Raw genomic sequence first — 12580 nt, 5'->3', positions numbered from 1 at the left:
AAGTCTTTTTATTTTCCGGGTAAAGAAAAAGAAGATGTCCGTATTCCCGTTTGCGCCTGCGCGGGTCAGGGGACGTTGTTGTTCAAACTTTGTCAGGACGTGCTATATGGTCTTGATGTATACATCCACATGTATTGATTTCCCGTTTTTTATTTCATAATCCTGTATTGTTTTCTCGTATCGAAAATCAAGTTTGGTTATGGCCTTTATACAATTGATATTTTCAGTTTCTATAAATCCTTCGATTCGGTTTAGTTGAAGCTGATTTAATCCGTAATCGGAGATCAGTGGTAGCGCCTCTTTCATAATGCCTTTTCCCCAGAATTGCGGAAGTAGCCAAAACCCTATTTCAGCCTTATTATCTTCATAATCGATAGCATTCAGCCCACCTGCGCCATAAAAAGTCTGGTTGTCCGGAGAGCAAATTGCCCACCACATTTGTTTTTCATCTGCAAACCAGGCCATTTGTTCTTGTGTAGCTTCCAAAGTATCAAAACTAATCCCGTAATACCGAATGACATCGGGATGTGAAAGGCCTTTGAAGATATGTTTGAGGTCGAAGTCTGTTATTCCACGAAGCAGAAGCCGATCGGTCTTCAGGGTCGGAAAATTATGGTCTGTTAATCGAGAGGTCATACGGTTTTGTGTTGTTGTAACGATCCGGGTTACCTTTATGGTTGGAGACGGAAACTGTCATTGCTGTTTTCGGAATGTCCGCCGGTATTCATTCCCGCAGGCCATGAAGTCAGGCGAGAGTAACCACAATGCCCTGGTCTCTTAATTTTTTAACCAGTCCCGGGGCAATACTTTTATCAGTAATAATATGGTCTACCTGGTCCAGTTCACATATTTTTCCGAAGCCTTTTTTTCCGAATTTGGTAGCATCCGCAAGTACGATTACTTCCTGGGCAGAACGGATCATCTTCTGGTTGAGGTGTGCCTCGGTGATATCTGTGGTGGTGAGTCCGAAATCAAGGTCTATACCATCAACGCCTATAAACAGTTTGTTGCATGAGGTCTCTTCCAGGATCATTTCCGCATAATGTCCGGTGACGGACGACGAACTGTGTCTGGTGTACCCGCCGAGTTGTAAAATCTCGATGTTCGGATGATTGAGAAGTTCCATGGCTACATTGAGCGCGGAGGTAATCACGATCAGTTTTTCCTTGGGCTGAATGGCACGGGCAAAAGCCAGCACAGTGGTTCCGGAAGCAATAATGATAGACTCCGCAGTGTCAACCAGTTTGGCCGCGGCAGCGGCTATAGCTTTTTTCTCTTCGGTCTGTACCTTTTCCTTTTCGTGAACATGCCTGTCATTGACATAAGGGTTTTCGAGGGAAGCCCCGCCGTGGGTACGGAACAAAAGCCCCTTTTCTTCCAGTAACCGGAGATCTTTGCGTATGGTTACAGCCGAAGTCCGGAGCTCTTTGCTCAATTCCAGAACCTCTACATGTTTCTCTCTGGCCAGTTTGTCCAATATCAGTTTATGTCTGTTCATCATAAAGATATACACGTTGAGCAGGTAAAAATACGTAAAACTTTCATGAAAATGATGAAAATCATCATGATTGAAACTAATTGAAAGTACCCGGAGTTAAGAAACAACGGGATGCTATATTCGGAAATATATTTTTTATACGCTGTCATTGCCCGTATTATCTGTAATAACATAAAAATAAAGTATTTTATTTGGCAATGTATTAATTATCATTTACTTTTGAATAGTTTCATTATGTTTCTTATTAAGAAGAAACGAAACTTATAATATGCAAAGTGAAAAAGAAAAAATGAATAACGAAACAACACTTTTCCGGAGGGAAGAATTGCTTAAAAACCTGGAAAAAGAAGAGAGATGGGATGTTATTGTAATCGGTGGCGGTGCCACGGGCCTCGGGGTTGCCCTGGACAGTGTAAGTCGCGGATACAAAACACTCGTGCTGGAACAGGCCGATTTTGCCAAGGGTACATCGAGCCGGAGTACAAAACTTGTTCACGGTGGTGTCCGTTACCTGGCACAGGGAAATATCGGTCTTGTACGCGAAGCTCTGCACGAGCGGGGATTGTTGCTGAAAAACGCATCCCATCTGGTGAGAAATCAGTCTTTTGTGATTCCCAATTACCGCTGGTGGGGAGGAGCTTTTTATACGATAGGGCTTAAGGTGTACGATTTGCTTGCCGGAAGTCTCAGTCTGGGATCGTCTGTGTATATCAGTAAGGAAGAGACCATACGCCGGCTTCCGACCATAAAGCAGAAAGGATTGCGTAGCGGGGTGCAATATCACGACGGACAGTTCGATGATTCCCGCCTGGCCGTAAACCTCGCGCAGACCTGTATAGAGCACGGAGCTGTGGTGCTGAATTATACCGAAGTTAACGGACTGCTGAAAAAGGACGGAAAAATAGCAGGAGTTATCGCCACTGACAAGGAAACCGGAAAGGTATATAACCTGGGCGGACATGTTATTGTGAACGCTACGGGTATTTTTGTGGATAATATCCTGCGTATGGACAAACCGGAAAGTAAAGACCTCGTACGTCCCAGTCAGGGTGTTCACCTGGTACTCGACAAATCTTTTCTTCCGGGCACCGATGCTATCATGATCCCTAAAACGGATGACGGCAGAGTACTGTTTGCCGTGCCCTGGCATCATAAAGTGGTGGTGGGAACCACAGATACGCCACTCGACGAACACAGCCTGGAACCCCGGGCTCTGGAAGAAGAAATTACGTTTATCCTCAATAATGCGGGAAGATACCTGTCTCGTGTACCCGAACGAAAAGATGTGTTGTCCGTATTTGCCGGTTTGCGGCCGCTTGCCGCTACTTCCGGAGGGGACGATGATAAGCAGGGGAAGACCAAGGAGATATCGAGAAGTCATAAGATACTGGTGTCGGAAGCCGGACTCGTTACGATTACCGGGGGAAAATGGACCACCTTTCGCAGAATGGGAGAAGATACCGTGGACAAAGCCGTAGCGCTTGGAAAACTACCTCCGAAAAAAAGCGGTAGTGCGAAAATGACCATTCACGGGGCAAAACCCGATCCGGATTTCGATGATCCCCTGTATGTCTATGGTAGTGATCGGGAGTATGTTCTTGCGCTGATCACTGAAAATCAGGCATGGGGAGACCGGCTGGATGATGCCCTTGATTATCTGAAAGCAGAAGTGATATGGGCGGCGCGCTACGAGTTGGCAAGAACGGTAGAAGATATACTGGCGCGGAGGATGAGGGCGCTTTTTCTCGATGCCCGCGCCGCAGTACGAATGGCACCGGAAACTGCAAGGCTCCTTGCCGGAGAACTCGGATATGATGATTTGTGGCAGCAGGAGCAGGTACGGAAATTTAAAGAATTAGCAGCAAACTATACGATCAGGTAGCGTACTGTACGGCCTGTTTTTACAATAACCCGATACAATGAAACAATATATTTTAGCTTTAGACCAGGGAACAACCAGTTCCAGGGCAATACTGTTCGATGAAAAGGGACAGATCGTCTCCGTAGCGCAAAAAGAATTTACGCAGATCTTTCCCAAGCCGGGATGGGTAGAGCACAATGCACTGGAGATATGGTCTACGCAGGCCGGTGTGGCAGCAGAGGCCGTTACGAAAATAGGGCTGAATGGTAAAAGTATCGCTGCTATGGGGATTACAAATCAGCGGGAGACCGTTATTGTCTGGGACAGGCATACCGGAAAACCGGTATATAATGCCATAGTATGGCAGGATCGCCGTACAGCCGGTTATTGTGCGAAACTCCGGGAGGAGGGAAAAGAAGAGATGATCCGGAAAAAAACAGGGTTAATCGTCGATTCCTATTTCTCGGCGACCAAGATCAAATGGATACTTGACAATGTATCCGGGGCAAGGGAAAAAGCAGAAGCAGGAGATCTGGTATGCGGAACTGTGGATAGCTGGATTATCTGGAACTTTACCAAGGGAGAACTTCATATTACCGATGTCACCAATGCATCGAGGACTTTACTTTTTAATATTCACACGATGGACTGGGATGAAGAACTTCTGGAACTGTTTACCATTCCCAAAAGTATGTTGCCCGAAGTAAAGCAGTCGAGTGAAGTGTACGGACATTCCAAAACCACGGTTTTTGCAACTCCGATACCCATTGCCGGTATAGGAGGAGATCAGCAGGCCGCACTTTTCGGGCAAATGTGCATCGCCCCGGGAATGGTGAAAAACACCTATGGTACAGGATGTTTTATGCTGATGAATATAGGAGATAAGCCCAAGCTTTCCGAAAACAACCTGTTGACCACCGTAGCCTGGAAGATCGATGGTAAAACACAATATGCCCTGGAAGGAAGCATATTTATTGCCGGGGCTGTGGTCCAATGGCTCCGCGACGGACTTAAAATCATCCGGTCGTCGGACGAAATAGAGCAGCTTGCCACCCAGGTGGAAGATACTGATGGGGTGTATTTTGTGCCTGCTTTTGCGGGGCTCGGGGCGCCTTACTGGGATGCCGAAGCCCGGGGCACTATGGTAGGGCTGAGCCGGGGCACAACATCGGCCCACATCGCCCGGGCAGCTCTGGAGTCGATAGCGTACCAGACCGCCGATGTGCTTCAGGCCATGCAGGCCGATGCAGGGTTGGAGATCAAAGAGCTGCGTGTAGACGGAGGGGCTGCGGTAAACAATTTGCTGATGCAGTTTCAATGCGATCTCCTGCAATGCGAAGTCGTAAGGCCTACCGTGGTAGAGACTACCGCGCTCGGAGCAGCTTACCTGGCCGGACTGGCTACCGGGTACTGGAAAAATATAGAAGAAATACAACAGTTGTGGCAGGCGGAAAAAAGTTTTGAACCGGATACGGATAAGGATATGAAGGAAGGTGTTGCCGGTTGGAAAAGAGCGATCCGTGCAACCCGTAGCTGGAGTGAATAATACCTGAGTTTAACAGAAGTACCATATCATGACGCCATTTGTAGCAGAGTTTTTGGGTACTATGATGCTTGTCCTCCTTGGAGAAGGCGTAGTAGCCAATGTCGTATTGAAAGATACCAAAGGAAATAATTCCGGCTGGATAGTGATTACAACGGCCTGGGCGCTTGCCGTTTTTGTGGGGGTCACTGTTGCCGGACCTTACAGCGGGGCTCACATCAACCCGGCGGTAACCATTGCTTTTGCCGTGGCAGGACAATTCGACTGGGGAAGTGTTTTGCCTTATATCGCAGCGCAACTGTTAGGCGGGATGACAGGAGCGTCGCTGGTGTGGTTGATGTACAGGGATCATTTCGACCGTACGAATGACCAGGGGGCTATTCTTGCCGTATTCTGTACTGCGCCTGCCATACGGAAGTATTCGTCGAACCTGATCAGTGAAATTATAGGCACATTCGTTCTGCTCTTTTCGATCTTTTATATTACCGGGGCAGAAATAACTGCTACCCGGCAGCCTATAGGACTCGGAACCGTAGGTGCCATTCCGGTGGCCTTTGTGGTCTGGGTTATCGGACTTTCGCTGGGAGGTACGACAGGTTATGCCATAAACCCGGCAAGAGACCTGGCGCCGAGGATCATGCATTCCGTACTGCCTATTAAGACCAAAGGCGGGAGCGACTGGACTTACGCCTGGGTGCCGGTGGCAGGACCCGTGATAGGATGTGTGCTGGCTGCACTTCTCTTTACGGTGCTGCAGTAATGTCATAAAAAGCCCGGAAACGTATAAGGTTTTCCGGGCTGAGGATTATCGCTTTACCAATTTATTATGATACACCGGAATTCATAGTGCTCCGGCAGATACGCATGGAATGCTTCTGATATCGTTTATTTGTCCTTGTTTTTTACATACGTTTCCAGCCATTGATCCTGTTCCCATAGAACATGCAGGATAGACTCCAGGGCAGCATAACCGTGACTTTCCTTAGGCAACATCACCAGGCGGGCAGGAGCTCCGAAACCTTTCAGTGCATTGAAATAACGTTCGCTTTGCATAGGGTATGTACCGGAATTATTGTCTGCTTCTCCGTGAATAAGAAGTAAAGGAGTTTTCATTTTATCCGCGTGCATAAAAGGAGACATACCGTTGTATATTTCCGGGGCTTCCCAGTAGTTGCGTTCTTCACTCTGAAAACCGAACGGGGTAAGCGTACGGTTATACGCTCCGCTCCTCGCTATACCTGCGGCAAACAGATCGGAATGGGTCAGGAGGTTGGCCGTCATAAAGGCACCGTACGAATGCCCGCCGACAGCGACTCTCTTCCGGTCTACATAACCGAGCTCATCTACGGCATCGATGGCCGCTTTGGCATTGGCAACCAGCTGCTCCCGAAAGGTGTCATTGGGCTCTTTGTCTCCCTCCCCGATAATGGGGAACGCTGCACCGTCCAGAACCACATATCCGCGGGTAACCCAGAATACCGGCGATCCGTAAGAAGGAAAGGTAAAGGAGTTCGGGTTGGAAGTTGTCTGTGCGGCACTGCTCTTATCTTTATATTCTCTCGGATATGCCCACAGGATCATGGGGAGTTTTTCCTTCTTGTTCATATCATATCCGGCAGGGAGATACAATGTTCCGCTGAGTTCCAGGCCATCATCTCTTTTGTATGTGATGACTTCTTTATGTACATCTTCGATGCTTTGGAAAGGGTTTTCGAAATTCGTAACGGCAATAGGAGCTATTCGCTTTTTCAGGTTACGGATGTAATAGTTCGGGTATTCGTTTTTAGATTCGATACTTACCAGTACTTCTCCCTTTTTGGCATCGATAAGGGCACGGATTTTTTCCAGTTTATCGGTGAATTGCGATTCGTACAGGCGGTTCTTTTTGAAATTGCTCAGATTGATCTCGTCAAGAAAAGGAAATTGTCCTTTTTCGGAATAACCGTCACCGATCAGAAAAGCGTTGTTGCCTTCCATTTTCAGGACATATCTGCCATACGCATTTTTTTCCGTTTCAAACGCTCCCGGATCGCTGTATTTGTCCTGGTAGTTGCGGTCAAACAATACTTTAGCTTTTTTTCCGGTCTGTGATGGGTTGAATACATAAGTTTTGGTGTTCCGGTCATTCCACCATCGATCTGTCAGCACAGCAACACGGTCATTACCCCAGGTGATATCGGAAAACCTGTTGATGGTCTTCACCAGCGATTTTACTTTACCGTTAAACGGGGCATCGAGCGTAAAGACTTCATCCCGGAAAGGGACTTCTTTTTCAGGGTCTCCGCCATCGAGAGCTTCTACCCAGAATACGGTAGCAGGCTTATCTGCACGCCAGGAAATATTTCTTTTACCTTCGTGTGTGGCCATAAAACCTTTGGGCATATCTTCGATAAGAGGCGTTTCTTCTACGGATTTGATGAGTTTTCCGTCCAGGTTGTATATGACGGTATGAGTAGGGAAGCGGTATAGCGGAACGATATAGGAAAACGGACGGTGCAAGGTAGTGACCATCACATAGTTTCCGTCGGGAGAAAAGCTTTCCCCGGCATACATGGCTTTTTCTTTCCAGAGCGATGTATTTCCGTCCAGGTCTACTCGGTGTAATTCGGAAGTTGTAAGTGCTTCAAAGTTAAATTCGTCTTCCTTGCTTTTCAAAAGGTCCTGGTATGTCCTGTTCTGGGCCAGAATGCCGCTGCTTACGGTAACGGTAGGTCCGGTAGGGGTCGCTTGTTCGGTATTGATGAGCTCCGGTCTGTGTTCCGGCAGCATGCGAACCAATAGTGACTTCCCGTCTCTGAACCAGCTGATGGGGTTTCCCATATTGGCATTGGCACTTGCTCCGGTAAGTTTTTTGGCAGCTCCCGATTCCATGTCCAATACCCATATTTCTACCCCGGTAGTTGTGGTGTTGGTAAAAGCGACTTTTTTGTCATCGGGGGAAGTAGTAAAATAAGACAGTCTTGCATTGTCCGGAAGTCCGGAAACTTGTTTGGGTTCCGGGTCCCCGAGTTTTTTGTATTTTACATTATTGATAAAGACCGCGCGGCTCGAAATATTGGTTTTCGGGTTGATGCGAAGCCCCGCAAGACGAAGTTCGTCTTCGGAAAGTTCGGCTATACTCTTGTAGCTGTTGCGGTAAAACAACAACATGTTTTCTTTGTTATTATCTATTCTTACCGATGGTGGTCGTTGAATATCCACGAGTTTCAGAATCTCTTCGGGAGGCTTTTGATACGTCAGATTCTCCTGGGCTGAACCCCAAAGCGCAAATCCGGCACAGAGGAAGGAGGAAAGGAATAGTTTTAGTTTCATAAGTGGAGTTTTTAGAATTGGGGTAAAGTTGCTAAAAAAAGTTATAAATAAACTTAAAAAATTCTTAAAACACCGGGGATTTATCAGGGGGACAAAGATGTATGATGAAATTATGACAAGAATCTCCCGACAGGATGTTTGGTACAATCTTTAAAAAGACGGGTCGGGAACAATGATGTGAATTTTCAAGCTTTGTAAGACGATCCCGGGCTTGTGTCTCCGGGGAAGTTTTGTAGGCTGTAAGTCGTACATTTTCACTAAATTTAAGTTAAATTGCGTCCCCGATCGAAATGCTGATTAAAAAGGATAGCTAAAACAGAAAAATATGCATAACTCTAAAATTTCCGGTTTAGGATATTATGTGCCGGAAAATATCGTAACTAATGACGATCTGTCCGAAATGATGGATACCAATGATGCGTGGATACAGGAACGTACCGGGATCAGGGAGCGACGTTATGTGGTTAAAGGAGATGGGAATACCACGGCGACTATGGGGGTCAAGGCTGCCCGGATAGCTATAGAAAGGGCCGGGATAACAAAAGACGATATCGATTTTATCATTTTTGCAACGCTGAGTCCGGATTATTACTTTCCCGGACCCGGTGTGCTGGTGCAGAAGGAGCTGGGGATAAAAACAGTAGGGGCACTCGATGTACGAAACCAGTGCTCGGGGTTTATTTATGCAATATCGGTAGCAGACCAGTTTATAAAAACAGGGATGTACCGCAATATACTGGTCATAGGATCGGAGCTGCATTCTACAGGTCTGGATATGACCACCAGGGGTAGGGCGGTGTCCGTGATTTTTGGTGATGGTGCCGGAGCTGCAGTGCTCACCCGTGAAGAAAACCCCGCAAAGGGAATACTGTCCACACATTTACATTCGGAAGGAGAGTATGCCGAAGAACTGGCGTTGACTGCCCCCGGAATGGGAAAACGATGGGTGACGGATATCCTTAAAGAAAATGATCCGGAAGATATTTCCTATTACCCATACATGAACGGACAATTTGTATTTAAAAATGCCGTAGTGCGTTTTAGTGAGGTGATCATGGAGGGGCTAAAGCAAAATGAGCTGAAACCCGAGGATATCGGTATGTTGATTCCGCATCAGGCCAATCTGCGGATCTCACAGTTTATTCAACAGAAGTTCGGGCTTTCGGACGACCAGGTTTACAATAATATTCAGAAATACGGAAACACTACCGCTGCTTCAGTACCCATAGCGCTTACCGAAGCCTGGGAGCAGCGTAAGATCAAGGAGGGCGACCTGGTTGTGCTCGCCGCTTTCGGTAGCGGGTTTACCTGGGGAAGTGCTATGATAAGATGGTGATTATGATCACCATTATATTATTTCTGTAAAAACTTATAGTGTACTACGGATTGTCGCTGCTCACCGTGGAGGTATATGTGCCGAACGAAGTAGATTGCGAAAGCAGTCTTTGCTCGTTTTCGTTGAGGAGCATAAGTTTTCTCAGTGTAATCTGGTGGGCAAATCCTGTTCCGTCACTGGTTTCTGTGGTGGTAATGGCGATTTCTCCCTGCAAAGCTTCATATATGACTTCCGGGGTAGGACTCTCCGGTCTTTCATCTTCTGTCATACAGAAATAATTATCGGGCAGGGCGCCGCTGAAAATATAAAAAAGTACTTTAGAGCCTTCGCTTCCGAGGGTGCTGACGATCGGATCGTCTTCCGGTGTTTCCTCATTGAGTAGTAATCCTTCCTCAAGATCCAGAACGATAGCCACGCCCCGGTTGATGTTGTCTGTTCCGGCTTTGTATAACAAGGTGTCGTTGCAGTGGATGATGTCACCAAAATCGGCCCCGAGACTGGCGCTTTCCGGGGTAGTCGTATAGGTTCCGAGTGCAAAACGTTCTTCGATAACGCGTTCTCCGGCATCGTTCATCAATACTGCGCCGTGAATAACGATACCGTGATTAAATCCGCTTCCATCCGATTTTATCGTGGAAAGTGCCCGGATAGTACCTCCTGTTGCCGTAACCTCCTGGAGTACGGTCGGGGTAGAAGGCGCTACGGTACTACAGAAATAATCGCTGGTCACCGTACCATCGAAATAACGGTAATATAATGCCGATTCGCCGGGAATGTCACTTTCTATGCTGTCTGCCGTAACGCGATTACGCAAAAAATTGGATTCGAGTTCCAGGATCAGCGCTTCACTGTCCGCTATTTTAAACAGTAATCCTTTGTCTGCAAAATCATTACAGCCGGTGAGGCTGCTATCTGAGAAATCTACACGCTCTATATCCAGATCCCCGTCATTGCAACTTGTAACTAATAAAAAAGCAGGTAGTAATCCCAGGAAAACTCTTCTCATGAAAATATAATTTTTATGCATAATGTCTCTTTTTCCGGAGTGACGTTTTTTAGCCGTACGCCTTTCCTGTTGTTCCGGGCAAATCCCTTAAATTTGCACGTACATTTCCAAAACAAAAGTAGTGGAAATGTATGTATAACGAATCATATTGAATATAATTTTAACAGGCGATGGAAAAGATATATCTGGATAATGCTGCGACGACCAGGGTGAGAGAAGAAGTACTCGACGTACTGGGAAAGTCGCTTCGCGAGTACTATGGGAATCCTTCTTCGACACATAGCTTCGGGCGTTCGGCACGGACCGTGGTGGAAAAGGCCCGAAAAACCATAGCCGGGTATCTGAATGCTTCTCCTTCAGAAATTATTTTTACCTCCGGCGGCACCGAAGCCGATAATATGATTCTCAGAAGTGCTGTGCGTGACCTCGGTGTGCAAAAGATAATAACCTCGAAAACAGAGCATCATGCCGTATTGCACACGGTTGAACAACTGGAAAGAGAATATGGGATAGCGGTGAAGTATGTAGTGCTCGATCCGGACGGTACGCCCAATTTTGAGCATCTGGAATGGCTGCTTCAGCATGGTGATGAAAAAAAACTGGTAAGCCTGATGCACGTGAATAATGAAACAGGAAATAAAACAGATGTAGATGAAGTAGGCCGGATATGCAGGGAGCATCAGGCGCTGTTTCATTCCGATGCCGTCCAGTCTGTCGGACACTGGGAGTGGGATACGCAAAAAACGCCTGTAGACTTTCTGACTGCGGCAGCACATAAATTTCACGGACCTAAAGGGATAGGTTTTGCCTACATCCGGAAAAAATCCGGGCTGCATCCGCTGATCTTCGGAGGAGAGCAGGAACGGGGAAACCGGGCCGGTACCGAAAGCGTACACAATATCGCAGGCATGGAAGAGGCTATACGCCTGGCTTATGACCATCTGGCAGAAGAACGCGAATATGTTAAGGGCTTAAAAAACTATTTTATAGCGCAATTGCAGAAAGCATTGCCCGGAGTGATATTTAACGGAAGTAGCGGAGATCCCGATAAAAGTACGTACACCCTGGTGAGTGTGCGCTTGCCTTTTAGTAAGGAAAAAGCTCAGATGCTACTGTTTCATCTCGATCTGAAAGGGATCGCATGTTCCGAAGGCAGTGCCTGTCAGAGCGGAAGCCAGACCGGATCGCATGTGTTGAATGCCATACTCAGTGAAGAGGAACTTCAAAAACCTTCACTGCGTTTTTCATTTTCTGTGTTCAATACCAGGGATGAGCTCGATTATGTGGTACGGACGCTGAAAGAATTCAGTGAAAATTAACGGGTAAAATACGGTGTGCCCTAACCGTGTGTATGGTTTTCTCCGATGTTTGGTGCTATTTGTCGTAAGGAAATTTCCGGGAAGCTTTTTTCATAATGGTTTCGATGATATCCTGTGTGTTTTTTCCCGACTTCCTGGTGATGGTCTTTTCGAATTTCCAGAGTAGTTTCCCCGTTTCGCCATCGCTGAGTTTTATTGCGATTCTTCCGTAATCGCTCTTACCGCTAATAATGTCAAAAAGACTCGGGCTCTCAACACCTTTTGAGATCAGTTTTCGAAGAGTCATATTGCCACTTATGATGCCATCTACCCCGAGTATTTTACATAGCTCCTGGGAAGTATGGACATCGAGATTATTGATAGCGATATTGTTTTTTAGCAGAATGGCATTGGTGTTTTTGATATTCTGAAAGCTGACCCGGAAACCTTTCCGGTTTTTCTTTTTGGAAAAATAGCTTTCCAGGGCATTTTGAACGGCATATCCTTCACGGGATTCCTGTTTTTCCAGTTCTTCCTCGGAGAGGTTTTCCATGTTCTCCAGTTCCAGCGTGGCCAGAAAAGGAAGGATGGCAAGTGTTTCATGCGCTTTGGTCAGTTCGTCGAACCTCTGGCTTTCGTAGATTGTCTTTTGGGCGAAGACCTGCGCAGTGCATGTGCATGCCAGTAATATAAAAAACAGTACTTTTTTCACTTGAGTGTTGTATT

Annotated in this window: 10 protein-coding genes; 5 read left to right on the top strand and 5 right to left on the bottom strand. The window is 46.7% G+C overall.

Translation table 11 applies throughout. The features are described from left to right. Window positions 1-102: 102 nt before the first annotated feature. Window positions 103-636 (bottom strand): GNAT family N-acetyltransferase, encoded by a 534-nt coding sequence (locus BT112_RS01360; RefSeq protein WP_072315496.1) that lies wholly within the window; start codon window positions 634-636, stop codon window positions 103-105. A gap of 109 nt (window positions 637-745) precedes the next feature. Beyond that, the gene (locus BT112_RS01355; protein ID WP_317039564.1) at window positions 746-1501 is read right to left on the bottom strand and encodes a DeoR/GlpR family DNA-binding transcription regulator; all 756 of its coding nucleotides are present in this window, start codon (window positions 1499-1501) and stop codon (window positions 746-748) included. A gap of 265 nt (window positions 1502-1766) precedes the next feature. Here BT112_RS01355 and BT112_RS01350 point away from each other — a divergent pair, with 265 nt between their 5' ends. The 3 genes from BT112_RS01350 to BT112_RS01340 are packed head-to-tail and all read left to right on the top strand — an operon-like array spanning window position 1767 to window position 5662. Beyond that, complete coding sequence (locus BT112_RS01350; RefSeq protein WP_245776959.1) at window positions 1767-3380, top strand: glycerol-3-phosphate dehydrogenase/oxidase; 1614 nt, start codon at window positions 1767-1769, stop codon at window positions 3378-3380. A 37-nt stretch (window positions 3381-3417) separates the two neighbouring features. Then, on the top strand, window positions 3418-4905 hold the full coding sequence (gene glpK / locus BT112_RS01345) for a glycerol kinase GlpK (RefSeq protein WP_072315494.1): 1488 nt from the start codon (window positions 3418-3420) through the stop codon (window positions 4903-4905). A gap of 28 nt (window positions 4906-4933) precedes the next feature. Next, window positions 4934-5662 (top strand): MIP/aquaporin family protein, encoded by a 729-nt coding sequence (locus BT112_RS01340; protein ID WP_072315493.1) that lies wholly within the window; start codon window positions 4934-4936, stop codon window positions 5660-5662. Window positions 5663-5787: 125 nt separating this feature from the next. On the opposite strand, the gene BT112_RS01335 is transcribed toward BT112_RS01340, so the two are convergent. Then, entirely contained in the window at window positions 5788-8214 is a 2427-nt protein-coding gene (locus BT112_RS01335; RefSeq protein WP_072315492.1) for an alpha/beta hydrolase family protein, read from the bottom strand. Window positions 8215-8539: 325 nt separating this feature from the next. Here BT112_RS01335 and BT112_RS01330 point away from each other — a divergent pair, with 325 nt between their 5' ends. After that, on the top strand, window positions 8540-9550 hold the full coding sequence (locus tag BT112_RS01330; RefSeq protein ID WP_072315491.1) for a 3-oxoacyl-ACP synthase III family protein: 1011 nt from the start codon (window positions 8540-8542) through the stop codon (window positions 9548-9550). A gap of 43 nt (window positions 9551-9593) precedes the next feature. Here BT112_RS01330 and BT112_RS01325 read toward each other — a convergent pair whose 3' ends face one another. Continuing rightward, entirely contained in the window at window positions 9594-10556 is a 963-nt protein-coding gene (locus BT112_RS01325; RefSeq protein WP_139275918.1) for a hypothetical protein, read from the bottom strand. Window positions 10557-10726: 170 nt separating this feature from the next. Between BT112_RS01325 and BT112_RS01320 the strand changes: the two genes are divergently transcribed. Further along, window positions 10727-11875 (top strand): cysteine desulfurase family protein, encoded by a 1149-nt coding sequence (locus BT112_RS01320; RefSeq protein WP_072315489.1) that lies wholly within the window; start codon window positions 10727-10729, stop codon window positions 11873-11875. Between the two features lie 55 nt (window positions 11876-11930). On the opposite strand, the gene BT112_RS01315 is transcribed toward BT112_RS01320, so the two are convergent. Next, on the bottom strand, window positions 11931-12566 hold the full coding sequence (locus BT112_RS01315; RefSeq protein WP_072315488.1) for a hypothetical protein: 636 nt from the start codon (window positions 12564-12566) through the stop codon (window positions 11931-11933). Between the last annotated feature and the right edge of the window lie 14 nt (window positions 12567-12580).

This window comes from Sinomicrobium oceani, assembly GCF_900119185.1.
Lineage (GTDB): Bacteria > Bacteroidota > Bacteroidia > Flavobacteriales > Flavobacteriaceae > Sinomicrobium > Sinomicrobium oceani.
This window is presented reverse-complemented; position numbering and strand designations above follow the sequence as displayed.

Bases quoted from the DNA above. Each gene is read 5' to 3' on its own strand.
- BT112_RS01360 (WP_072315496.1), bottom strand. From the start codon at position 636: ATGACCTCTCGATTAACAGACCATAATTTTCCGACCCTGAAGACCGAT.
- BT112_RS01355 (WP_317039564.1), bottom strand. From the start codon at position 1,501: ATGATGAACAGACATAAACTGATATTGGACAAACTGGCCAGAGAGAAA.
- BT112_RS01350 (WP_245776959.1), top strand. From the start codon at position 1,767: ATGCAAAGTGAAAAAGAAAAAATGAATAACGAAACAACACTTTTCCGG.
- glpK (WP_072315494.1), top strand. From the start codon at position 3,418: ATGAAACAATATATTTTAGCTTTAGACCAGGGAACAACCAGTTCCAGG.
- BT112_RS01340 (WP_072315493.1), top strand. From the start codon at position 4,934: ATGACGCCATTTGTAGCAGAGTTTTTGGGTACTATGATGCTTGTCCTC.
- BT112_RS01335 (WP_072315492.1), bottom strand. From the start codon at position 8,214: ATGAAACTAAAACTATTCCTTTCCTCCTTCCTCTGTGCCGGATTTGCG.
- BT112_RS01330 (WP_072315491.1), top strand. From the start codon at position 8,540: ATGCATAACTCTAAAATTTCCGGTTTAGGATATTATGTGCCGGAAAAT.
- BT112_RS01325 (WP_139275918.1), bottom strand. From the start codon at position 10,556: ATGAGAAGAGTTTTCCTGGGATTACTACCTGCTTTTTTATTAGTTACA.
- BT112_RS01320 (WP_072315489.1), top strand. From the start codon at position 10,727: ATGGAAAAGATATATCTGGATAATGCTGCGACGACCAGGGTGAGAGAA.